Origin of the sequence: Bacillus sp. YBsi01, assembly GCF_038406745.1 — a bacterium.
Lineage (GTDB): Bacteria > Bacillota > Bacilli > Bacillales > Bacillaceae > Bacillus > Bacillus siamensis.
Map to the genome: position 1 here is coordinate 959,499 of NZ_CP151679.1, position 23,326 is coordinate 982,824.

General features: G+C 44.1%; 24 protein-coding genes. 14 read left to right on the forward strand and 10 right to left on the reverse strand.

Annotated features, from left to right (window positions below; all coding sequences use genetic code 11):
- Positions 1–195: 195 nt before the first annotated feature.
- The 3 genes from AADZ70_RS04975 to sspO all read right to left on the reverse strand — a co-directional run bounded on the left by AADZ70_RS04975 (position 196) and on the right by sspO (position 985).
- On the reverse strand, positions 196–567 hold the full coding sequence (locus tag AADZ70_RS04975) for an Hsp20/alpha crystallin family protein (protein ID WP_045925795.1): 372 nt from the start codon (positions 565–567) through the stop codon (positions 196–198).
- A 94-nt stretch (positions 568–661) separates the two neighbouring features.
- Positions 662–808, reverse strand: coding sequence for a small acid-soluble spore protein P (locus AADZ70_RS04980; RefSeq protein WP_003153984.1), 147 nt, complete (start codon positions 806–808; stop codon positions 662–664).
- A 30-nt stretch (positions 809–838) separates the two neighbouring features.
- The gene (gene sspO / locus AADZ70_RS04985) at positions 839–985 is read right to left on the reverse strand and encodes an acid-soluble spore protein SspO (protein ID WP_003244839.1); all 147 of its coding nucleotides are present in this window, start codon (positions 983–985) and stop codon (positions 839–841) included.
- 231 nt (positions 986–1,216) lie between these two features.
- Between sspO and acnA the strand changes: the two genes are divergently transcribed.
- The 7 genes from acnA (at position 1,217) to AADZ70_RS05020 (ending at position 6,010) form a co-directional block, all read left to right on the forward strand.
- The gene (gene acnA, locus AADZ70_RS04990) at positions 1,217–3,943 is read left to right on the forward strand and encodes an aconitate hydratase AcnA (RefSeq protein ID WP_045925796.1); all 2,727 of its coding nucleotides are present in this window, start codon (positions 1,217–1,219) and stop codon (positions 3,941–3,943) included.
- Positions 3,944–4,003: 60 nt separating this feature from the next.
- The gene (locus AADZ70_RS04995; protein WP_099744009.1) at positions 4,004–4,513 is read left to right on the forward strand and encodes a redoxin domain-containing protein; all 510 of its coding nucleotides are present in this window, start codon (positions 4,004–4,006) and stop codon (positions 4,511–4,513) included.
- Between the two features lie 78 nt (positions 4,514–4,591).
- Positions 4,592–4,717: an FbpB family small basic protein gene (locus tag AADZ70_RS05000; RefSeq protein WP_012117651.1), complete on the forward strand. Its 126-nt coding sequence runs from the start codon at positions 4,592–4,594 to the stop codon at positions 4,715–4,717.
- Positions 4,718–4,780: 63 nt separating this feature from the next.
- The gene (locus AADZ70_RS05005; protein WP_013352427.1) at positions 4,781–4,927 is read left to right on the forward strand and encodes an acid-soluble spore protein N; all 147 of its coding nucleotides are present in this window, start codon (positions 4,781–4,783) and stop codon (positions 4,925–4,927) included.
- A 24-nt stretch (positions 4,928–4,951) separates the two neighbouring features.
- Entirely contained in the window at positions 4,952–5,194 is a 243-nt protein-coding gene (gene tlp, locus AADZ70_RS05010; protein WP_032864748.1) for a small acid-soluble spore protein Tlp, read from the forward strand.
- An 85-nt stretch (positions 5,195–5,279) separates the two neighbouring features.
- The gene (locus tag AADZ70_RS05015) at positions 5,280–5,696 is read left to right on the forward strand and encodes a YbgC/FadM family acyl-CoA thioesterase (RefSeq protein WP_016935968.1); all 417 of its coding nucleotides are present in this window, start codon (positions 5,280–5,282) and stop codon (positions 5,694–5,696) included.
- A gap of 14 nt (positions 5,697–5,710) precedes the next feature.
- The gene (locus AADZ70_RS05020) at positions 5,711–6,010 is read left to right on the forward strand and encodes a hypothetical protein (RefSeq protein WP_047474770.1); all 300 of its coding nucleotides are present in this window, start codon (positions 5,711–5,713) and stop codon (positions 6,008–6,010) included.
- A 32-nt stretch (positions 6,011–6,042) separates the two neighbouring features.
- Here AADZ70_RS05020 and AADZ70_RS05025 read toward each other — a convergent pair whose 3' ends face one another.
- Positions 6,043–6,330, reverse strand: coding sequence for a HesB/YadR/YfhF family protein (locus AADZ70_RS05025; RefSeq protein WP_016935966.1), 288 nt, complete (start codon positions 6,328–6,330; stop codon positions 6,043–6,045).
- Positions 6,331–6,416: 86 nt separating this feature from the next.
- A complete protein-coding gene (gene plsY, locus AADZ70_RS05030) occupies positions 6,417–6,998 on the reverse strand; it encodes a glycerol-3-phosphate 1-O-acyltransferase PlsY (protein ID WP_016935965.1) in 582 nt (193 codons plus the stop codon).
- A 151-nt stretch (positions 6,999–7,149) separates the two neighbouring features.
- Between plsY and AADZ70_RS05035 the strand changes: the two genes are divergently transcribed.
- From AADZ70_RS05035 to parC, 3 genes are all read left to right on the forward strand, one after another.
- Complete coding sequence (locus AADZ70_RS05035; RefSeq protein ID WP_016935964.1) at positions 7,150–7,557, forward strand: CoA-binding protein; 408 nt, start codon at positions 7,150–7,152, stop codon at positions 7,555–7,557.
- Positions 7,558–7,980: 423 nt separating this feature from the next.
- The gene (gene parE, locus AADZ70_RS05040; protein ID WP_016935963.1) at positions 7,981–9,948 is read left to right on the forward strand and encodes a DNA topoisomerase IV subunit B; all 1,968 of its coding nucleotides are present in this window, start codon (positions 7,981–7,983) and stop codon (positions 9,946–9,948) included.
- A 2-nt stretch (positions 9,949–9,950) separates the two neighbouring features.
- Positions 9,951–12,374 (forward strand): DNA topoisomerase IV subunit A, encoded by a 2,424-nt coding sequence (parC, locus tag AADZ70_RS05045; protein ID WP_045925799.1) that lies wholly within the window; start codon positions 9,951–9,953, stop codon positions 12,372–12,374.
- A gap of 69 nt (positions 12,375–12,443) precedes the next feature.
- Here parC and AADZ70_RS05050 read toward each other — a convergent pair whose 3' ends face one another.
- Together AADZ70_RS05050 and AADZ70_RS05055 are read right to left on the reverse strand one after the other, a co-directional pair.
- On the reverse strand, positions 12,444–12,569 hold the full coding sequence (locus AADZ70_RS05050; protein WP_013352436.1) for a hypothetical protein: 126 nt from the start codon (positions 12,567–12,569) through the stop codon (positions 12,444–12,446).
- A 24-nt stretch (positions 12,570–12,593) separates the two neighbouring features.
- Complete coding sequence (locus AADZ70_RS05055; RefSeq protein ID WP_016935961.1) at positions 12,594–12,947, reverse strand: hypothetical protein; 354 nt, start codon at positions 12,945–12,947, stop codon at positions 12,594–12,596.
- A gap of 378 nt (positions 12,948–13,325) precedes the next feature.
- Between AADZ70_RS05055 and AADZ70_RS05060 the strand changes: the two genes are divergently transcribed.
- The 4 genes from AADZ70_RS05060 (at position 13,326) to AADZ70_RS05075 (ending at position 17,945) form a co-directional block, all read left to right on the forward strand.
- On the forward strand, positions 13,326–14,744 hold the full coding sequence (locus tag AADZ70_RS05060; RefSeq protein WP_342007809.1) for an alanine/glycine:cation symporter family protein: 1,419 nt from the start codon (positions 13,326–13,328) through the stop codon (positions 14,742–14,744).
- 156 nt (positions 14,745–14,900) lie between these two features.
- Positions 14,901–15,713 (forward strand): hypothetical protein, encoded by an 813-nt coding sequence (locus AADZ70_RS05065; RefSeq protein WP_342007810.1) that lies wholly within the window; start codon positions 14,901–14,903, stop codon positions 15,711–15,713.
- A gap of 1 nt (position 15,714) precedes the next feature.
- Positions 15,715–16,323 (forward strand): DUF4166 domain-containing protein, encoded by a 609-nt coding sequence (locus AADZ70_RS05070; protein WP_342007811.1) that lies wholly within the window; start codon positions 15,715–15,717, stop codon positions 16,321–16,323.
- Positions 16,317–17,945, forward strand: coding sequence for a YndJ family transporter (locus AADZ70_RS05075; protein ID WP_342007812.1), 1,629 nt, complete (start codon positions 16,317–16,319; stop codon positions 17,943–17,945). The genes AADZ70_RS05070 and AADZ70_RS05075 overlap by 7 nt, the downstream gene beginning before the upstream one ends.
- A gap of 600 nt (positions 17,946–18,545) precedes the next feature.
- Here the strand turns inward: AADZ70_RS05075 and AADZ70_RS05080 are convergent.
- The 3 genes from AADZ70_RS05080 to AADZ70_RS05090 all read right to left on the reverse strand — a co-directional run bounded on the left by AADZ70_RS05080 (position 18,546) and on the right by AADZ70_RS05090 (position 23,261).
- Positions 18,546–19,682, reverse strand: coding sequence for a choline esterase (locus AADZ70_RS05080; protein WP_342007813.1), 1,137 nt, complete (start codon positions 19,680–19,682; stop codon positions 18,546–18,548).
- Positions 19,683–19,984: 302 nt separating this feature from the next.
- Complete coding sequence (locus AADZ70_RS05085; protein WP_342007814.1) at positions 19,985–21,484, reverse strand: cellulase family glycosylhydrolase; 1,500 nt, start codon at positions 21,482–21,484, stop codon at positions 19,985–19,987.
- 505 nt (positions 21,485–21,989) lie between these two features.
- Positions 21,990–23,261, reverse strand: a complete 1,272-nt coding sequence (locus AADZ70_RS05090; RefSeq protein WP_342007815.1) for a glucuronoxylanase — start codon at positions 23,259–23,261, stop codon at positions 21,990–21,992.
- Positions 23,262–23,326: the final 65 nt, after the last annotated feature.

The window sequence follows — 23,326 nt, forward strand, 5'->3', positions numbered from 1 at the left end:
GAAGACAGAATAGAAGAACACATGAAAAAAGAATAGAAAAAATGATAGATGTCCAGTCAATCCGGTTGCTAGAACATATTCTATCGTATAGTGATTCTGCTATTTGGCCATGGGAGATTCACTTCGAGGGTATATGACTGATATGAACGGACAAAAAAGCCGCTTTCATTGAGGGATGAAAACGGCTTTTTTATGTTATAGAGGAAATTGAAAGGAAAAAGAGGCAGGGGTTTCATTTGACTCCTTGTTCATGGAGACGGTCAGAATATGGTTTGTGAAATCAGTGAAAATATGTTTGTCATTCAGATAAAAAGGCAGCATCATTTGTTTGTTTAACGTCTGTTCAAGCGTTTTAACAGAGAGAATGAACTCATTTCCCGAAAGAGTGACGGTCATCGCCTGCACTGGCTTCAGCGCCGTCAGGTCAGCTTCAATGATGTATTGACGGCTTGTTTCATATAGATCGATCGGAAGCGCCTCGTCATACCAAGCATACGGGTCCTCGTAAAACTGCCGCAGCCATTCTTCGATATCATCAAATTCTTCAGCGTGATTTGAATGATTCATGGAAGCATCCCTCCATATTAAAAAAGCCTTGCTATAACGTATGCAGAAGCTTTGAATGGGTGAAAGCACAAAAAAACAGACACCGAGGTCTGTTTTACATATCGTGGCTTGTATTATGTTTTTGTCTTGTATGGTTGCGGTTTTTCACTTTTTTGCTTCCGCTTAACGGTTCCGGCTGGCCGGGATTATGGCCCTTCGGAGCATTTTTATGCATATCTTTGCTCGTATTTTTATTTGTCATGTTAAAGCCTCCTTTTTTAAGGGGTGACGGCTATTGGTTTGTTTTTCTTTTTTTATTGTTCTGCCGTTCTGCTTCGGTCAGGACAAGCTGGTCATTTTCAATATAACCCGCGCCTTTACCTTGGCTTTTTGCATCATTCATGCCGTTTATCACATGATTGGCTTTTCGTTTTACCATGATCATCACCTCAACTTTAATATGGCTCTTTACAGCCCGTTGTATGAGACATAAAACAGGACAAAATTTACCGGAAATTATTCTGATAAGACGATCTTATTGTATTTAATAAAAACATTGATATTTACTTATGTATGATTTTATACTAAGATGAAATTGTGAGAAAATTGTGATGGAATGTGAACATTCATCTAAAGAACGATCTTGATCTTTGAAGGGGGATTTTGGAGAATGACAAATCAGCAAAAAGTCGCAACACAAGACGTTTTCCAAGCAAGAAAAACATTTTCTTCAAACGGGAAAACATACCACTACTATTCATTAAAAGCATTGGAAGACGCAGGAGTCGGCAATGTTTCAAAACTTCCTTATTCTATTAAGGTTCTTTTGGAATCCGTTTTGCGTCAGGTAGACGGACGCGTCATTACGAAAGAACATGTTGAAAATTTAGCAAGATGGGGTACTGCTGAATTAAAAGATATCGATGTGCCGTTTAAACCGTCACGGGTTATCCTTCAGGACTTTACCGGCGTTCCGGCCGTAGTTGACCTGGCATCTTTAAGAAAAGCCATGGCTTCTGTCGGCGGAGACCCTGATAAAATCAATCCTGAAATTCCGGTTGACCTGGTCATTGACCACTCCGTACAAGTCGACAAAGCGGGTACGGAAGACGCGTTAGCCATTAATATGGACTTAGAATTCAAAAGAAATGCAGAACGTTATAAATTTTTAAGCTGGGCAAAGAAAGCGTTTAACAACTATCAGGCCGTTCCGCCTGCAACAGGTATCGTCCACCAGGTAAACCTTGAGTTTTTGGCAAGTGTCGTTCATACGAAAGATGAAGACGGAGAGCTTGTGACATATCCTGATACTTTGGTGGGAACAGATTCCCATACCACGATGATTAACGGAATCGGCGTTCTCGGCTGGGGTGTCGGCGGTATTGAGGCGGAAGCGGGAATGCTCGGCCAGCCTTCATATTTCCCTGTTCCTGAGGTCATCGGCGCGAAACTTGTCGGAAAATTGCCTAACGGAACGACGGCAACTGACTTAGCGCTGAAAGTCACTCAAGTGCTGCGAGAAAAAGGCGTAGTCAATAAATTTGTTGAATTCTTCGGCCCTGGTGTTGCTGAGCTTCCGCTTGCGGATCGGGCGACTATTGCCAATATGGCGCCGGAATACGGAGCGACTTGCGGATTCTTCCCGGTTGACGAGGAAGCACTTTCTTACATGCGTCTGACCGGCCGTGAAGAAGAGCAGATCGATGTCGTGGAAGCATATTGCCGCAACAACGGTTTATTCTATACGCCTGACGCAGAAGAGCCGATTTTTACAGACATTGTAGAAATTGATCTGTCAAAAATTGAAGCGAACCTATCAGGCCCGAAACGTCCGCAGGATTTAATCCCGCTTTCTGTCATGCAGGAAACGTTTAAAAAACATCTCGTCAGCCCGGCCGGCAACCAAGGATTCGGAATGGATGCTGCTGAAGAGAACAAAGAAATCTCATTTAAACTTAACAGCGGCGAAGATGCGGTCATGAAAACAGGGGCAATTGCAATTGCCGCCATTACAAGCTGCACAAACACATCTAATCCTTTTGTATTAATCGGTGCCGGATTGGTAGCCAAAAAAGCGGTAGAATTGGGATTGAAAGTGCCGAATTATGTGAAAACATCACTCGCGCCGGGATCTAAGGTTGTTACTGGATACTTAGTCAACTCAGGCCTTCTTCCTTATATGAAGGAGCTCGGCTTTAATCTTGTCGGTTACGGCTGTACGACATGTATCGGAAACTCCGGACCGCTTTCTCCAGAGATTGAAGAAGCGGTTGCTAAAAATGATCTTCTGATCACTTCTGTCCTGTCAGGCAACAGAAACTTTGAAGGCCGGATCCATCCGCTTGTCAAAGGAAACTACCTTGCTTCACCGCCGCTTGTCGTCGCGTACGCATTGGCAGGCACTGTGAATATTAACTTGAAATCTGACCCGATCGGTGTCGGAAAAGACGGGCAAAACGTTTACTTCGATGACATCTGGCCGTCAATGGATGAAATCAATTCCCTCGTCAAACAGACTGTGACGCCGGAATTATTCCGTAAAGAATATGAAACGGTATTTGACGACAACCAGCGCTGGAATGAAATCGAAACGACGGATGAAGCACTTTACAAGTGGGATAAGGATTCTACTTACATCCAAAACCCGCCGTTCTTTGAAGAAATGTCTGTAGAACCGGGAAAAGTTGAGCCATTAAGAGGGCTTCGCGTTGTCGGCAAATTCGGAGATTCCGTGACGACTGACCATATTTCTCCGGCCGGAGCGATCGGAAAAGACACGCCGGCGGGCAAATACCTGCAGGAAAAAGGCGTTTCTCCTCGGGACTTTAACTCTTATGGCTCACGCCGCGGAAACCATGAAGTCATGATGAGAGGAACATTCGCCAATATCCGCATTAAAAACCAAATTGCGCCTGGCACAGAAGGCGGATACACTACACACTGGCCTACCGGTGACGTGACATCTATTTATGATGCATGCATGCGGTATAAAGAAGATAAAACGGGTCTTGTCGTCCTGGCCGGCAAAGATTACGGAATGGGCTCTTCACGTGACTGGGCTGCAAAAGGAACAAACCTGCTAGGCATCAGAACAGTCATTGCGGAAAGCTTTGAAAGAATTCACAGAAGCAACCTCGTCTTCATGGGTGTGCTGCCGCTCCAGTTCAAACAGGGTGAAAACGCGGATACACTCGGTTTAACCGGTAAGGAAGTTATCGAGGTGGATGTTGATGAAACTGTACGTCCACGCGACTTGCTGACTGTCAGAGCTATCAGTGAAGACGGTACGGTAAAAACATTTGAAGTCGTTGTCCGTTTCGACAGTGAAGTGGAAATTGATTACTATCGTCACGGCGGCATTTTACAAATGGTGCTTCGCGATAAAATGAAACAGTAGCAGAAAGACAAAAGAGAGAAAGCGGACTGCTTTCTCTCTTTTTATACGGGAGGCCTTGAGATGCTTGCAAAATGGCTGGGCGTATTGTTACTTATCGGGTTGTTAGTGTATGCGGGCTGGAACATTTATTCTGCACAAACAAGTCCGAAAGAAGGGACAGAAGAAGGGATGAAGGCTCCTGACTTTACACTCGGCACACTGTCAGGAAAAAGCAGCTCCCTTTCTGATTATAAAGGTAAAAAAGTGCTTCTTAATTTCTGGGCGACGTGGTGCAAGCCATGCCGGATGGAAATGCCCGATATGCAGGAGCTGCAGAAAGAAAATCCTGATATTGCGGTAGTAGCCGTTAATTTCACGTCCTCTGAAAAAAATATACAGGCTGTGAAATCATTCGCTGATACTTATCAGCTGACCTTTCCAATTCTGATTGACAAAAGCGGGATTAACGGAGATTTCAACGTGCTTTCCTATCCGACATCATACATATTAGACGAAAAAGGAACCATTCAGCACATCCGAGTAGGCACGATGACAAAAAAAGAAATGAAAGAAAAACTGGATCTCAAGTAGAGGTTCAGTTTTTTTTATGCGAAAGGCTTATCTTTTAAAAAATTGGAAAAAATGAATGAAAATACGGAGGTGAGAAGATTGAAAAAAATGAGAAAACGTTCTTTTCATGAATTGGTTATGGAGAATAAACGTGAGCTGATGACCAATACGGAATATTTGAATCAGCTTGAAGAAAAGCTGGAGCAGCGGTTCAAACAAAAATAACCTTTAATTTGCAGTCATGTTTGCGCCTCCTTTTGCGAAATATACTCTTAAGGAGGGATGAACATGGGCACAAACAAGAAAGACGGCCAGCCGCAGTACGCTCCGAGCCACTTAGGGACAAAACCCGTTAAATATAAACGAAACAAAGGGGAAAAGTTTCATGACAAGTCAAACGGACATCCGATTGTCATGCAGACGAAAGGCGAATAATATCATTAAAGGAGAGCTGACATGATGACAAATCATAACCAAAGACCGAACCCGGACGACCGTTCTGATAACGTTGAAAAGCTTCAGGATATGGTACAGAATACAATCGAAAATATAGAAGAAGCGAAAGAATCAATGGAGTTTGCGACAGAAGAGGAAAAACAGCGCATTCAGGAGAAGAATGCCAGACGCAATGAAAGCATTGAATCATTCCGAAGTGAAATTCAGGATGAATCGGCTGCGAGAGAAAACGGCTATCAATCGTAATAAAAACCAGGGAAACCTGGTTTTTTCTCTTTCCGCCTCGTTGTGATAAAATAGGGCTAATCTGATAATAAGGGAGCAGAGAACGTTGCATGTGTCAAAAAAAGAAATAGAAGTGCGTTATGCGGAAACAGATCAAATGGGCATTGTCTATCATGCCAATTACTTAGTCTGGATGGAGGTCGGGAGAACGGCGCTCATTAAGGACCTCGGATTTCTGTACAAGGACATGGAAGAAAGAGGGGTGCTGTCACCTGTAGTGGATATCAGCATTTCTTATAAAAAGCCGCTCCGCTACGGAGAAACAGCAGAAGTACATACGTGGATTGAAGAATATAACGGATTTAAAATCATTTACGGCTACCGCATCTATAATCCGGATCAAGAACTTGCGATCGAAGCGTCATCCTCTCACATATGCGTCGATAAACAGAGCTTCAAACCGATCCAGTTCCGCAAGGCCTTTCCTGATTGGCATGCCGCTTACGAAAAGGCAAAAAAATAAGGAGCGGCTCAGTTATGGCATTTGGAATTACACGCAGAGAACTGGAAAGATGGAAGCGGGATGTATCGGAAGGAAAAATCGCTTTTTTAACGCATTATTGGCTGGACGACCGCTTTCCGGAGGCTAAGACCGTGACGAAGGCCGGGTCAAGCGATCTCAATAAGCTGATCCGATGGGGATCGGAATACGGGCTGAAGTCTGAGTGGATTCATCATAAAAATGCATTTCCCCACTTTGACCTGCTCGGTGAAACGCAGAAACGCATATTAGAAAAAGAACATCTGACTGATCATATCAGAAGGTTCAAACTGTAAAAAAAAGAACGCAGCGGATGCGTTCTTTTTTCTTACACGTAATCAAATACCGGCTCTTCTGACTGATCTGAATATGTGACGGACAGATCGTGATTATCAAAGTACCATAAGTCGCTTTCTTCAATAAAAAAGGTAATGCCTTCAACTTCCGTGCTGATTCCGACGTTCATCGGCTGGTCTTTTGAAACACCGAGAGAAAAGCCTTTCTGGACGCTGCTGCATCCTCCGTAACGGACAAAGAAACGGACTTGATCGCCTGTTTCCAGTTCAAGCTCTTCTTTGTACCAATCCAGCGCGCCTTTCGTTACTTTCATGTTCATCCGGTACACTCCCTTTTTGTTTCTCATAAAGAAATTATCTCTATTATAAACGCATATGGCATTTTGATGTCAAAATTGAAGTTTCATCAAAACCATTTGATTTTCGGTTCTGTTTTGTTCATAATCCGTTTGATGTTTGCCCTGTGTCTGTAGATAACAAACGCGGTCAAGAGCGTCACTACGATTAATAAATAAGGGTCTTTTACAAACAGACAGTAAATAATCGTATAAATCCCTGTTAACATTGAAGACAGAGAAACAAATTTCGTAAGGAATAAAAATACGAAAAACACTGCAACCATCGTTACGAATAACAGCGGAGCATAAAACAGCAGGACGCCTCCTGAAGTGGCTACGGCTTTTCCGCCCTTGAATTTTGCGAACACGGGGAATACATGGCCGATCACTGCCGCCACTCCTGCGAGAAGAGGGTGAATGGGAACGTGCAATAAATACGGCAGCGCCGCGGCCAAGGTGCCTTTTAAAATATCGGCTGCAACGACGACAGATCCCGCTTTAACGCCAAGCGTGCGAAAAGCATTTGTGGCGCCCAAATTACCGCTTCCATGTTCTCTAATATCAATCCCTTTCGCAAGTTTGCCTACGACTAAACCTGACGGGATGCTGCCTATTACATAAGCCAAAATAATCAATAAAGCAATCAACATCTACATTTCTCCTTTTCAATGTCCCTTCACTTTATTTTAACACGAGTTGTTATTGTCTGATGACAAGTTTTTTGAGAATTAAGCTGACAAACCGCTTTTTTTGAATCCGGTGAAGCTGTCGTGTACAATAATACAAAAGGAGATGGTAAAGATGCAAAATCCTTCAAAGTCAGAGATTAAAGAAATTCTTGACCGAAGCAAACGTATCGCCGTCGTCGGGCTGTCAGACCGTCCCGACCGGACTTCTTACATGGTTTCCAAAGCGATGCAGGATGAAGGGTACGAGATTATTCCTGTCAATCCGACGATTGATGAAGCGCTTGGCGTTAAAGCCGTCGCTTCATTAAAAGACGTTGAGGGACCGATTGATATCGTCAATGTGTTCAGACGATCTGAGCAGCTTCCCGGCGTCGCTGAAGAGTTTTTACAGACGGATGCTCCCGTTTTTTGGGCGCAGCAGGGCCTGGCAAATGAAGAAGCGTACCGCATGATTACAGAGAAAGGGCGGACGGCTATTATGGATTTATGTATAAAAGTCGCCCGCGCTGTTATAAAATAGGAACAAAAAAGGCAAAAATCCTTGGCAAATCAGGGGTTTTTGTTTTTTTATTGAAAGAATACTCTTTGCGTATGATGTTGAAACAGATACAATAAAGCATGAACAGCTTTTTTAGAAACCCCTGCATTAAAGGGGGCTGCAGTCTGTTTGCGATGGACGGCATAAATCTATATAATAGAAAGCGAACATAAGTTCTCGTCTTCAGAAAAGAGCACCAAAAAGATGAAAAGCCGTTCGAATGTATGTCTTGCGGCCTAAAAAACGAGCCATTCGCTTAAAGATGTTGCGAAATCAAGCATATTGGTTATAATTGTGAGTCCGAGGAGAATTGGACCGAAGCTTGCGCATACTGAAAAACAAAGACATGAAAACATTTAAAAAGAGAATGATTAAGAGCAGGTTTATTGAAAGGGGTTTGTACGTTTGGCTAGAAAACAGCAATTTGATTACAACGAAGATGCCATACAGGTGCTTGAAGGCCTGGAAGCCGTCAGAAAAAGACCGGGAATGTATATCGGTTCGACGGACGCACGCGGCCTGCATCATCTGGTATATGAGATCGTCGACAATTCCGTCGATGAAGTCCTTGCCGGCTACGGAGATCATATTATCGTAACGATACATAAGGACAACAGCATCTCCGTGCAGGACAGAGGGCGTGGAATGCCGACCGGAATGCATAAGCTCGGAAAGCCGACACCGGAAGTTATTTTCACCGTGCTGCATGCGGGAGGGAAATTCGGCCAGGGCGGCTATAAAACAAGCGGCGGTCTGCATGGTGTCGGCGCATCTGTCGTAAACGCTTTATCAGAGTGGCTGACAGTTACCATTGAGCGTGACGGCTATGTTTATAAACAACGGTTTGAAAACGGCGGCAAGCCTGTGACTTCACTTGAAAAAATCGGTACGACCAAGAAAACGGGAACGCTTACCCATTTTAAACCTGATCCGTCAATGTTCAGCGCAACGGTTTATAATTTTGACACGCTGTCGGAACGCCTGCGCGAATCCGCCTTCTTATTAAAAGGCTTAAAAATAGAATTAATTGATGAGCGGAACAACGTAAAAGAAGTATTTTATTATGAGAACGGAATTGAAGCATTTGTCGCCTATTTAAACGAAGAAAAAGACGCTTTATGCGAAGTGGTTTCTTTTGAAGGCGAGCACCACGACATTGAAGTCGATTTTGCTTTCCAATTTAATGACGGATACTCAGAAAATATGCTGTCATTCGTTAATAACGTCAGAACAAAGGACGGCGGCACCCACGAATCAGGAGCCAAAACGGCAATGACAAGAGCGTTTAATGAATATGCGCGAAAGGTCGCGCTTTTAAAAGAGAAAGACAAAAACCTTGAAGGCGCCGATATCAGAGAAGGGTTGTCCGCGATTATTTCCGTGCGTATCCCGGAGGAACTGCTGCAATTTGAAGGCCAGACAAAAGGGAAACTTGGCACAAGTGAGGCGAGATCCGCCGCAGACGCAGTCATTTCTGAGAATCTTGCTTATTTCTTGGAAGAAAACCGCGATACAGCGACCCTGCTCGTCAAAAAAGCGATTAAAGCAAGCCAGGCCCGCGAAGCTGCCCGTAAAGCGAGAGAAGAAGCGAGAAGCGGCAAAAAGCGCAAAAAATCAGAAGCGACGCTGAGCGGAAAACTCACACCGGCAGGCTCCAGAAATCCGGCGAAGAATGAATTGTATCTCGTGGAGGGAGACTCTGCCGGAGGTTCTGCAAAACAGGGAAGAGACCGGAAATTCCAAGCCGTGCTGCCCCTTCGCGGAAAGGTCATCAACACAGAGAAAGCAAAGCTTGCAGACATTTTCAAAAATGAAGAGATCAATACAATTATTCATGCGATCGGCGGGGGAGTCGGCGCAGATTTTGAGATAGACGACATTAACTATGACAAGATCGTCATCATGACCGATGCGGATACCGACGGCGCACATATTCAAGTCTTGCTGTTAACGTTTTTCTACCGCTATATGAAACCTTTAATTGAGCACGGAAAAGTCTTCATCGCGCTTCCGCCTCTTTACAAAGTCAGCAAAGGGAGCGGCAAGAAAGAGATTATTGAATATGCTTGGTCCGACGAAGAAATGGACGGCGTTTTAAAGAAAGTCGGCAAAGGCTATACCATTCAGCGTTATAAAGGTCTGGGAGAAATGAACGCAGACCAGCTCTGGGAAACAACGATGAATCCCGAGTCGCGAACGCTCGTCAGAGTCAAGATTGACGATGCGGCCCGCGTAGAGCGCCGCGTAACGACATTAATGGGAGACAAAGTAGAACCGAGAAGAAAATGGATTGAAAAGAATGTTGCCTTCGGATTAGACGAGGAAAGCAATATTTTAGAAAATGAAAACTTGTCGGTCGCTGAGGAGGTTTAATAGTGGCACAGCCAGAATTATTTCATGATTTACCGTTAGAAGAAGTAATCGGCGACCGTTTCGGACGCTACAGTAAATATATTATCCAGGACAGGGCGCTGCCCGATGCACGTGACGGGTTAAAGCCGGTGCAGCGGAGAATTTTATACGCCATGCACGCAGACGGAAATACATTCGATAAAAATTTCCGGAAAGCGGCAAAAACGGTCGGGAACGTTATCGGTAATTATCATCCGCACGGAGACAGCTCCGTTTATGAAGCGATGGTGCGGATGAGCCAGGATTGGAAAGTGCGGAATGTGCTGATTGAGATGCACGGCAACAACGGAAGCATTGACGGTGATCCGCCTGCTGCCATGCGTTATACGGAAGCGAGATTATCTTCTATCGCATCAGAGCTTTTACGGGACATCGATAAAAATACGGTTGAATTCGTTCCGAACTTTGATGACACAAGTAAAGAACCGGTTGTTTTGCCCGCTATGTTTCCGAACTTGCTGGTCAATGGATCTACCGGGATTTCCGCAGGCTATGCGACTGACATTCCCCCTCATCATCTGGGTGAGGTCATTGATGCTGTCATTAAGCGGATTGAATCGCCCGATTGCACCGTCGATGACTTGATGCAGGTGATTAAAGGGCCTGACTTTCCGACAGGAGGCATCATCCAAGGTGTCGACGGCATTCGGAAGGCCTATGAAACCGGTAAAGGCAAAATTATTATCCGCGGCAAGGCTGAAGTGGAAGCCGTAAGAGGCGGACGGGAGCAGATCGTCATTACAGAAATCCCGTTTGAAGTAAACAAAGCCAATCTCGTGAAGAAAATGGACGAATACCGCATTGACAAAAAAGTTGAAGGTATTTCTGAGGTCCGGGATGAAACGGACCGCACGGGACTGCGGGTGGTCGTTGAGTTAAAGAAAGAAGCCGATGCAAAAGGCATCTTGAATTTCTTATATAAAAACACTGACCTGCAGACAACGTATAACTTTAATATGGTCGCCATACATAACCGCCGGCCGATGCTGATGAGTCTTACGGCCATTCTGGATGCGTATATTTCCCACCAGAAGGAAGTGGTGACAAACCGCTCCGTCTTTGAATTGCAAAAAGCAAAAGAGCGGCATCATATTGTTGAAGGACTGATGAAGGCACTGTCTGTGCTAGATGAGGTCATTGCCGTCATCCGGGCAAGCAGCGACAAGAAAGATGCGAAACAAAACTTAATTTCTAAATTCGCATTTACGGAGCCTCAGGCGGAAGCGATCGTATCTTTGCAGCTGTATCGTCTGACAAATACGGATATTACGGCATTAAAAGAGGAAGCGGAAGAGCTCAGCAAGAAAATTCAGGAGCTTGAAGCCATTTTAAGTCATGATAAAAAGCTGTTAAAAGTCATTACCAGCAGCCTGAAAAAAGTGAAAAAGACTTATGCCGACAGCAGACGGTCGGTCATTGAAGAGAAGATTGAAGAAATTAAAATCAATCTCGAAGTCATGGTTGCCTCTGAGGACGTCTATGTGACAGTCACGAAAGACGGCTATGTAAAGCGAACAAGCCAGCGGTCATTTGCCGCTTCTAACGGCCAGGATTTCGGGATGAAGGACACGGACAGGCTGATTCACCAATTTGAAATGAATACAACGGATGTGCTCTTGCTCTTTACCAATAAGGGAAGCTATATATATTGTCCGGTTCACCAGCTTCCTGATATCAGGTGGAAAGACATGGGGCAGCACGTCACGAACATCACCACGATGGACCGTGACGAAACCATCGTGAAAGCTATACCGGTAAAAGAATTTGATCCATCTTCATATTTATTGTTTATGACGAAAAACGGTATGGTGAAAAGAACTGAAATGACGCATTACAAAGCGCAGCGTTACTCAAAAGCGCTTGTTGCTCTTAACCTTAAAGGGGACGATGAGCTGATTGATGTTCATGTCACAGACGGCGGCTGCCAGCTGTTTATCGCCACCCGCCTCGGGTACGGCTTATGGTTCGGTGAAGATGAAGTAAATGTAGTCGGAGCCCGTGCGGCCGGCGTAAAGGGCATTAATTTAAAAGACGGCGATACCGTCGTATCAGGACAAATCCTGCATGAAACAGATTCGCTTGTCCTCGTCACACAGCGGGGAGCCATCAAACGGATGAATCTCTCTGAATTCGAACGAACATCCAGGGCTAAGCGCGGTGTCATCATGCTCCGTGAGCTTAAAAAGAACCCGCATCGTGTAGTCGGAGTATTCGCGTGCGCTTTAGCCGACATGATCGCTGCTGAAACCGAAAAAGGCGAGAGAATTGAAACCTCCGTGAAATCCTTGCGGGCTAATGACCGATACAGCAACGGCTCCTTCTTTACAGATGAAAATGAGACAGGGCCGGTCACAGATGTATGGCGTATCCCCGCGTCTGATGTTTAAGAGTAAAAATAAAATAAAGTAAAAAAAACCTCCGCTCAATTGGTCCTAAAGCGGAGGTTTTGCTATTTATTAGCTCTCGTGGCTGCCGAATAAGTCCGTGATAGCGTGAACGACTTCAATTCCCTGCCACACAAATAAATTTAATGCAGTGAATGAAAATAAGCCTAAAATCACCATTCGTAAGATAAACAACATGTTGAACAACCTCCTCATTTTATGTTACATAGATAGGCGATGTTGAACATGAAGCTCATCGAAATACGAGGACTGATAAAATTTAGCGATTAAAAAGCTTTTCTTCCGCTGTCTTCTCCGGGAAGCGGGGCGTTTTCTGTCTGATATCACGATCAGTGAGACAGAAGCGGCAAAAAGCGCCGTCAAAATAAATGAGCCCGTCAGCGATTTTTTCTCATCGTCAGCATTTTGGCCGGCCTTCATTTCGTGCATTTCCTGCTGATCGGCTACGGCTTTAAAATGATGAGCAGTATCAAACGCATGGGGAATGGAGAGCAAATGAAAGCTTGCAATCGCTAAAAATAAAATAGAAGCTTTTAAAAACAAGATTTTTTTCAAATGTTCTCCCCCCTTCATAAGTCTGAATATTTTTATTATAATACCCTAATTTAAATTGAAAGTAAACACATTTATTAAATTTAAAAAATTATTATGTTGGTTAAGTATATACCATTCCGTCCGTCATTTCATCTCTTTTATTCTTAAAGGCCTATTTGTTATGATATGCACGCAACCCTTCTGATGTGACAACATTTTTCAGGTTACAGGATAAAGAAACGGGGCATACCAGCAATAAGCATGATGAAGAAACCGAAACATTTTCTTAAAAAAACTTCTCAACATCTGTTGTTGTGATATAATAATACCCGTTGTGTTAAAAGATCTAACATATGCAGCGAAAATGACAGTAAAAGATATGTAAAAGGGAGGTTAAACATGGAGGCTTTCATCAGTGAAATCATAAATGTTCCAAATGATTTTATTTGGAAGTATCTTGTTTATATTTTAGTAGGAATCGGATTGTATTTCACATTCCGTTTTCGCTTCATTCAATTCCAATACTTTATTGAAATGTTTAGAATTGTCGGGGAGAAGCCGCAAGGAAATAAAGGAGTGTCTTCAATGCAGGCATTCTTTATCTCGGCCGCTTCACGTGTCGGTACCGGAAACTTGACCGGTGTTGCGCTGGCGATTGCAACAGGCGGTCCCGGCGCAGTATTTTGGATGTGGATCGTAGCAATTGTCGGTATGGCTTCAAGCTTTGTGGAAAGTACCTTAGCGCAGCTGTATAAAGTGCGCTCCGGCGATGAATTCCGCGGCGGTCCGGCATATTACATGGCGAAGGGTCTCGGCGCCCGCTGGCTCGGTATTTTATTTGCCGTATTGATTACCGTTTCTTTCGGACTTATCTTTAATGCCGTGCAGTCAAATACGATTTCTGTCGCGTTTGACGAAGCTTTCCATGTGAATAAAACAATTATCGCCATCATCTTAGCTGTATTAACGGCTTTCATTATATTCGGCGGGCTGAAACGTGTTGTTTCCGTCTCGCAATTAATCGTTCCGGTCATGGCGGGTATGTATATTTTGATCGCGCTGTATGTTGTGATTGTGAATATTACCGCAGTACCTGAATTGCTTGCGACGATTGTGAAAAATGCGTTTGGTTTTGAGCAGATCGTCGGCGGAAGCTTAGGAAGCATCATTATTATCGGTGCGCAGCGCGGCCTGTTTTCAAACGAAGCAGGTATGGGGAGCGCGCCGAATGCCGCAGCAGCTGCACACGTATCGCATCCGGCTAAGCAGGGATTAATCCAGACGCTAGGCGTGTTTTTCGATACATTTATCGTTTGTACATCGACTGCCTTTATCATTTTATTGTACAGCTTTACACCTAAAGGCGACGGCATCCAAGTGACACAAGCCGCACTGCAGCACCATCTTGGAGACTGGGCCCCGACGTTTATTGCAATTGCGATGTTCTTATTCGCATTCAGCTCAGTCGTCGGCAACTATTACTATGGTGAAACGAATATCGAATTTATTAAAACAAGCAAAACATGGCTTAATATTTACCGCGTATTCGTCGTAGTGATGGTGGTATACGGATGTTTGGCTGACTTCCAGATTGTCTGGGACATGGCAAACTTGTTCATGGGTCTCTTAGCTCTCATTAACTTAGTGGCAATCTTGCTGCTGAGTAATGTAGCCTATAAAATCTATAAAGATTATGCCGCTCAGCGCAAAAAAGGACTTGATCCCGTATTTAAAGCAGAGAATACTCCGGAACTCAAGCATATTGAAACATGGGCGGAAGAAGAAAGTACAAGCCCTGAACACAAGGCTGCCTACTGAGGAATATGCATATCATTTACGAAACCCTTCACGTTTAATGTGAAGGGTTTTTTATGTTAAAAACCGGCTTCATATTCCTGAAATCTTATTGCGGCATTTCATACATCCCTATGATAATATAGGAATTGTTTACAAAAGAAGGGAAGAGGAGGGGGCATGAAACAGAAGCCGATATATGTCGAAATCAATATGGCGTCTGATATAGAAACGCTTTGGGAATATACGCAAAATCCGGTTCTTCATAAGGAATGGGACCTGCGCTTTTCTGACATTACATATCTTCATAAGTTACCAGATGAACCGCAGAGATTCCTATATGAAACGCGAATCGGTTTTGGGCTGAAGGTGTCCGGCACGGGTGAATCAATGGGTGACATACGGCCTCAATCGTCAGAAAGGGTGTCGGCGCTTGCTTTTGCATCGGATCATCCGCTGTCTCTGATAAAAGACGGCCGGGGCTACTGGAGGTATATAGAGCGGGATAACGGGGACATCACATTTTTGACTCAATATCAATATGAAACGGCCTGGGGTCTGCCGGGAAGATGGATAGACCGGTTTTTATTTCGTCCGCTGCTCGGCTGGGCTACCGCATGGAGCTTTGATGCGTTGCGGCTTTGGATAGAACAAAGCCGACATCCGAAGATATCAGTCCGTTTCGGGTTTGTCTATGTCCTGATGTGCCTCGTATTCAGTCTGTATTGGTTTTTTCAAGGCTTTCATGATAGCTGTGCCGATGCAGAGATCGTGAAAGGAGCGCTGAAGACAGGATTAGGGATATTATGGCTGCTGCCTATGCGGAGAAAGCGGCTGATCCACGCTGGACAGTCAGCCTTCTTTTGTATAACGGCAATGCAGTATTCCGGCGGCGGATTCGCTATTCCATTAGGATTACTTACGGTAGCGGGTATGATTCTTACATTCCTGCTGCCGAGCGCCGCGCATACAAAACGAAAGAGAGAGAAGTGAAATGACGGATTCAATGTATGAAAAAGCGATTATTCATTATCAATTCCTGCATCCGATGCTGCAGAAACGGTACAAGCTTGCCGGATCACGCACGTTTTGCGGAGAAGGGGTTATGTCAGAAATTAAGGGAGGTTCGTTGTTTGTCAGAATGCTTTTAAAGACAGGCGTTTTTTTCAGATGTTTTTTCTCAGAGAGGGGAACAGATATCCCTTTTACCATTGAGAACAAAAACAGGAAAAATGGTGTGGAGTGGAACCGAACCTTTTTCTTTAAAGGCAAAACACGGTTTTTTGATGCGGTCATGGAATATGACGAGCGGGAAAACAGAATTCTTGATTACTTCGGCAAACCTCATATCCTGCTGTCTGAAATGCATTTAGAAGCGTCTTCAGACGGAGGGCTTGTTATTACATCCGGAAAGCAGTGGCTCCTGATAGACGGAAAGAAAATCCCGCTTCCGGCTTGGCTGTGCGGCAGTTCAACCGTTTATGAGGCTTATGATGCGGAATTGAATTGCTTCAGCATAAAGGTTCATGTGAAAAACCGGGTACTCGGCACAATTTTCTCTTACCGGGGGACTTTCCGGGAAACAGAGGGAGAAACATGCTAAAGCGTCATCTCATGGTAGGCGCGGTTTGCTTTTTGGGATTTGCGGCGGCTGAAGCACCGCATATATCAGCTGCTGAGACGTTTGTTTTATTATCCGTACTATTTTTCGTCCCTGCTGTATTCCGCTTTGCGTTTCGGCCGTCAAAGACCTTAGAGAATGTGCTATTACGGTGTTATCCCATTGCCGCTTTATGTGCAGTGCTTGCGCTGATTACAGACTTCAGCTTTTTTGCCTTTGTCTGGCTCATTTATACGCTTGGACTTGCACTGTATGCAGTATGGCGGCTGATGAAAACAAATATCCACAGAGCGGAAGAGATGTCTGTTATGATGGGTTTCGTTTATTTGGCCGGCGGCGGATTTTGGTTTTTTGCATATATCCTTAAGATTCCTATCATGGATTTTGGTCCGCTTATCGTGCTGCTGACGGCGGTGCACTTTCACTATTCGGCTTTTCTCATCCCGATCTTTAACGGATTGCTCGGCAGGATCCTGCGGGAGAACCGCGTTCTTTACAGGCTGAGCACGGCCATCATCCTGATTTCGCCGATCCTTATCGCCCTGGGGATTACATTTTCAAAGACACTTGATGTGATTGCTGTCGCTCTGTATCTGACGGGTCTGTATGTTAATGCGTATCTCGTCTTTAAGGCGCCGTTTGCTGTGAAAACAGCCAGGTTCTTGATCAGGAGTTCTTCGGCTGTGTTAATGATTACAATTGCTTTTTCTTTGATATATTCGTTCGGTGTCTACCGCGAGGCGGCAACGCTCACGATCAGTCAGATGATTTGGATTCACGGGGCTGTCAATGCATTCGGCGTTATTATGCCGGCTTTGGCGGGATGGAGAATAGAAAATCCGAGACCGTTTGATGAGGGCAGTGAAAGAACGTTCAGCCGAATTTACGGGAAGGGAACGATAGGCAAAAATTTTTTGACTGACATTCATGCAGCAAATGAAATCCATTATACCGGCCTTCAGGATCAGATGAGAGAACTGCATTCTGAAGACTTTTCAACTGAAAAACTGGCTCCGGCCGTTATTTCCTTTTATGAAGAGACAATCGATTATGACATCAAGGCAAAAGTGACGTGGAGCGGATGGTTTCGTCCGTTCGCGCGCATATACGAGCCGTTCAGCAGAAGAGCGGGGCAGATCCACCTGTCAATGAATCCGGAGTGGTATACCATGCACACTAGCATGAAAGGAGTCGATTCTGACAGAGACGGCAGAAAAAATGTCCGGGCGTGGATCAGGACAAATGACAAGCAGGAAACCGTTTTTACTGCGCTGTATTCAGCGTACAGGTCAAAAGGGGAGGGATACATGAATATTTCTCTCCCGCTGCCGTATGGCCAAATGACGGGCATTTTAAAACCTTATGCGCATAAGCAGAATCTTGTTTTGACGAGCAGACGCCGAAAAAGCGGAGCGGGTGATGAAGGGATTTATCTGCAGACGAAATGGGGGGCATGCCATCTTCCTCTGGCAGAGACATTTCATATTGCGGCCCAGAGCGAAACAAGCTTGAAGGCCGTTCATCATATGTGGCTGTTCGGCCTGAAGTTTTTAACTGTGCAGTATCGGATCACTCACACTTCCGCAGGTAAGCAAAGCAAATAACAAGCTGTAAAGCCGTCTGTTCAAGACGGCTTATTTATCATGTAAATATAGAGAAGCATCCTGAAATTATGAAATGGAAGCGTTTTTGTAACAGTGTTGTACTTAACATTCGTCATTTGCCGACTTATTTGAAATCGCTGTGCGCAGCCAGTGTAAAAAATCTTCGAAAATGAGCAAGGAAAGAGCAGAAAAGTATTACCAGACATGAATTTTTCATTTGTGTGTTGATTGGATAAATAAAATGAAGAAAAAAAGCCATTCTTTGATCATTGTGCTGTAACCGGGATTAAATTTGTGCGTGACAGATGAATAATAATAAGCGCAAACGGAATATATGCGGTTATTTTGCTATACATTTCTTTTTCGTCTCATTGACTAAAGTATACTTAGTTTATGAGACAGGAAATTCATTCCCTCATTTAACTTCCTAGAATATATATTATGTAAACTAGAAATTATGAAGAGAATATAAAAATGGATTCTAACAGCACTCCCTTTTTGCAGTGTACTATTAAAAAAACTCTATGTCCTTACTCTATGTCCTTAATAAATTAAATTGGTCATAAAGGTTTTTCGGTTTGAGTATTTTAATCGGTTATGTCACTTGATGCCGGTCTTCTTGACCAAGTCCACGCCATCGTATGCCAGACTTTCCACACTTGCAGCCTTCTGCAGTATGTAATGATCAAAAAAGTTCTTCGTATAGTTTGTAACAAGATTCCGCATCTCCATAGCATCCCGTTCGCCTCTGAGTTCCGCATTCACATTAGTAAACACGATGTCGCAGTAATCTAAATGCGCAGCACGATCAACAGAGAAATAATAGGTTTCCATGCTATTGTTAGCGCCAATGATCGCATTCATGTTATAGTTCGGTTCACAAAACAGCAGCAAAAAGGGTTTTTTAAGGTCGCTGCCCTGAAGGCCGAACGCACCGCTATCCAGGCCAATCCCGCAGGCGAATCGGTCGTCATCCCGGCAAACAATCGCTGTCGTAGGCCCTCCGTAAGAATGTCCGACTATGCCCATGCCGATGTCAAGCAACAATCTATCTTTAAAGATAGAATTCAGCTCTCCAGAGTCCAGTTTGTAAAGATAATCGGCTGCATACCTTACATCTTCCGCCTGTAATTCACTATACACTGTTAACTTGTCAAGTATCGGCAGTGTAAGCACGTTACGGCACATCTCAATGGCAGTTTCATCGTTAGGCCGCATCTCCATCTTATCAGCCAACGCCAGCATCTCCGGATCTTCAGAAAACGCCAAAATGGCATCCGAAAAATCCTTTGATACATTAAACATGCGCCCATCTTTACGCTTATACATTGTGCTATTCTGATGGCCGATGCTTACCACAACATACCCCATGCTTGCCAAGTCTGTACAGATCACTGTACCCCATTCCGGAGAACCGCCTCCGCCGCAAACATAGAATAACACCGGATAGCGTTTTTCCTTCCCGGAGAGAGCAAGGTCGTCGTAACATTGGGTCTTGATATCTATAGAGTAAGCATCCTTCAACGCAGTGAGAAGCGGCTGCTCATTAAGCATTTCGGAGACTTCAGGAAACATGTACGTTGATGTAGTCTTCCCTTCGCTGCTGTCGGACGGATAGTACACAAACGCTGTCAGTTCTCTTTTTGAGTGATCTGATGCCGTGTAATCAAAATCCATCTGGGTTCGGCCGACAGTATAGCCGCCAATTGGTTTTGGAAATGTGTCATAAGTTTTCATTCTCTTGTTCCCCCTTAATGAATAAAAGTGGCGGGCGTGAAATACATATTTTGAATACTACATCCTATGTTCAGTGAGTCATATTTACTCCCTTGCTTTCTTGAGATTGCTAAAAATTTCAGAATATTTGTGATATTAAAGCAGCACGTGATCCATAAAGTCAGCAAAGTACTTGCTAATCTTATAGTATAGCCTAGAGTCCTTAATTCAGAAGTTTCATCCGCCACGTAAACTTCTTTGTATTGCTGTTTTTAAGATCATAAAAGCGGACATCGTGTTGCTGATGTCCGCCTAAAGCTTAACTAATTGGGTTCTGTTCCCCAAATCAGTTTTCCTTGATGATATAATGTGATTTTTTTCGTTGTTTTAAACGTATTTGATTGGAAAAAGGAATAATCGCCGCTTTGTGCATAATTGCTCCAGTCATCGTTGTGAAGCCGAAGCTGAATATTCCCTGTGCTTGCTCCCGGTGACAGCGTTCCTTTTTTAAACCCCAGTTCCAGATAGGTATCTGCACCTTGCTTAGGTTTATGCAGCGTCACAAACTTGTGGGTCAGATTGCCGCATCCAATCTGCGCGTAGTCACAGTCAAAGTTTTGGCCTTTGTTTTTCGCGTTATACCAGTAGCGGGCAGTGACATCTTTTAAATCAACCTTGGTATTCCCGTTATTTTTTATGTGAAGCTGAGGGCGGATTTGGTTGCTGTTCACACCCCCATCCCCTGCTTTGTATTGTACAGAAATGCCGTTTTCCTGAGCGGGGTTATCTTGTGCTGGCGTTTCAGGGCGTTCTTTCGTTGAATCTTTGTTGCCGAGAATGTTTTCTCTTACGAATGTTCCTGAAGCAGTTAAATCTGTAAGCGGCCAGCCGCCTGTTTTAGATGCTCCCGGCTTTAACGCCGAGGATGATTCCTGCTTATCAGAAAGATTCCAGTTCACCCAGCTGATTTTCTTGCTGTCGAGATAATTCAGCCATTCCCGCGACTGGTCAAGGAATACACCGCCATTTCCAGACGCGTCGCTTGTTCCCCATTCCGTCACGAAAATAGGCGCTCCTTTACTGAGTGCATAGTTTGCTTTATCCCGTAAAGATTGGCCGTGTGTGCCGGCATAAAAATGAAGCGCGTACATGACGTTTGCATCTTTTAACTGATCATCGGCTGCATCATTCACATCCTGGCTCCATGTACCGGTACCTACAATGATGGGATTGTCTGGGTCATTTTTGCGGATAACGGAAATCACTTCTTCCGCATACGGTTTAATATCCCGCTTCCAGTTCACATCACCGTTTGGTTCATTTGCAATTTCATAAATGACGTTTGGCGTGTTTCCGTAAAGACTTGACATTTCCTTGAAAAATTCTTTCGCCTTCTCTTTATTTTGGTTTGGATTGCCGTCATTTAAGATATGCCAGTCAATGATGACATATATCCCAAGCTCTTTTGCTGCTTCAACCGCTTCTTTCACTTTATTTTTCACAGACGGGTTGTCAATATAACCGCCATCTGCTGTATACATCGCCGCGCGGAAAACGGTGATGCCCCAATCGTCTCTCAGCCATTTTAAGCTGTCTTTATTGACGAAATCGCCATACCATTGCAATCCGTGTGAACTGATCCCTTTCAGCTGTACCGCTTTGCCGTCTCGGTTTACGAGCTGTGTCCCTTTTATGCTAAGCTGACCATTCTTTGCTACTGGCGTTTTTGTCCCTGCTGCAGATGCCGGCGAAGCCAGCATGCCGCCCATTGTCAATACCGCAATCAATAAACACGTAATAAAAATAGAGATTGACCGTTTCATATCTGTCTTTTCCTCCTTCACATCATTTTGGCTCTCACTTCTTATGAGCACGAACTCATTGTAAAAATCTTTCTCATGATTGTCTATCAACCTAATTTCTTGTTTTTGGGAGGTTTAAAAGCCTGTCAATTTGCTCTATCTCTATTGAATAAGATACACCTGACACATATAGAACAAAGAAAACTGGACGGAATCGGGACTTTACACGTCATTTTTCAATCGAATCGAAAAATTAAATTTATTTCCAACGTAGATATGCTAAATGTGATGAGTCTCAATATAGCATTGAATCTTATGATTGCTGTAAGAGGACAAGCCCTTATTCTGTACTGGTTAATTTAAGGTTGATGTAAGGTTCGGATTAATACGGGTTAAGGTTGGAGTTGTACAATGAGATTGTACTTCAGTGAGGGATGCAGTCAGACCCACAGAAAATAAGCCAATTTTCTTTTTGGAGTCAGAAAATTGGCTTATTGCTATGATCTAATTGAACAATCAGGTACCTTTAACGCTTTACAACAAATGTTGTCACGCTTTGAGCCGGCAGATGGGCCCAAAAGTGATTGTCCGTTACTTTGAGATCCGTTCCAGGCTGAAGATTGCTGTTGCTGCTCGTGATCCATCTGGATACTTGCGAAGCAGATCCGTTCTGCAACACAAAGTTTTGGTTGACCCCTGTATTGGTTTTGTTAATGGCGACAATCACGACTTTGTTGTCACCTTTATAGGCTGACACGTAAACATTCGGATTAGGGTTTTTCGTTGCATCAATCCTTACATATCCAGGGCGCACAAATTTAGAGAAATGGGCCATATTGTAGCCGCGTTTGCTGATCGTGCCATCTTCTTTCATAGGACCATATGATCTTCGGATGTACCACCAAACATAAGCTTGAAAATCCCCTTCTACCATCGAACTGTGAATATGTTGTGAAACATCCAAGGCCTCGGGCCATCGATCCGCCGAGTTGTTATCACTGTTTGGATAGTATACTTCCGTCATCCAAAGGTCTTTCCCCGCTCCTTTTTGTTTAAAAAGAGGATAAGGGAATTGACTGACTTGAGTCCCGTACAGGTGGGTTCCGAGAATATCCATATTGGCAAGAGCCTGAGGATCGTTCAAAATCGGGTCCGACAAATTCTTTAAGTATTGAAATGATTCAGGCGCAATGACGCGGGCATTGATCGAGCCGGCGTTTTCTCTCATAAAGCGAAGTATTTCTTGCGGCGTCCACCACGTCCACTCGTGAGCGTAATCAGGCTCGTTTTGGATGGAAATCGCATACAGATTCACACCATTACTCTTCATGAAGTTAACGAAATCGTTAAGATGCTGCGCATATGCGGCGTACTTATCGTATCTCAGCCGCTTAGCTGATGTGTCACCATTATGATTGAAAGTCTCGACCATATCGTTTGGCGGATTCCAGGGAGAAGCGAAAACGATTGCTCCATGTTTGATCGCACTCTTTGCAGTCTCTACTTCTTTGTACCAGTTATTTCTATTTTCATCTACATGAATTCTTAAGATCGAAAAGCCTAACTGGTTCTGCCCATTCCCAAAAGCAGTTTCTCTTTGAGCAGCTGTTAAATCTCCAACCCAAGCCGGGTGGTTCATCCCTCCAAAACCGCGAATCACTTGTCTTTCTGCGGAAATGTTAACTGTTACATCATTTGCCGCCAAGACCTCAGCAGCGCCTGGGCCCATTAACATTACTGACAGCGTAGTGAAACATACCAATAATAGACAAATTGTTTTTTTTACGCTCGACATCATTTTTTCTCTCCTTTATCTGTCTTTTACCGTATTAGAAAAATGTGTTCTGTCCTGCTTTTATATCA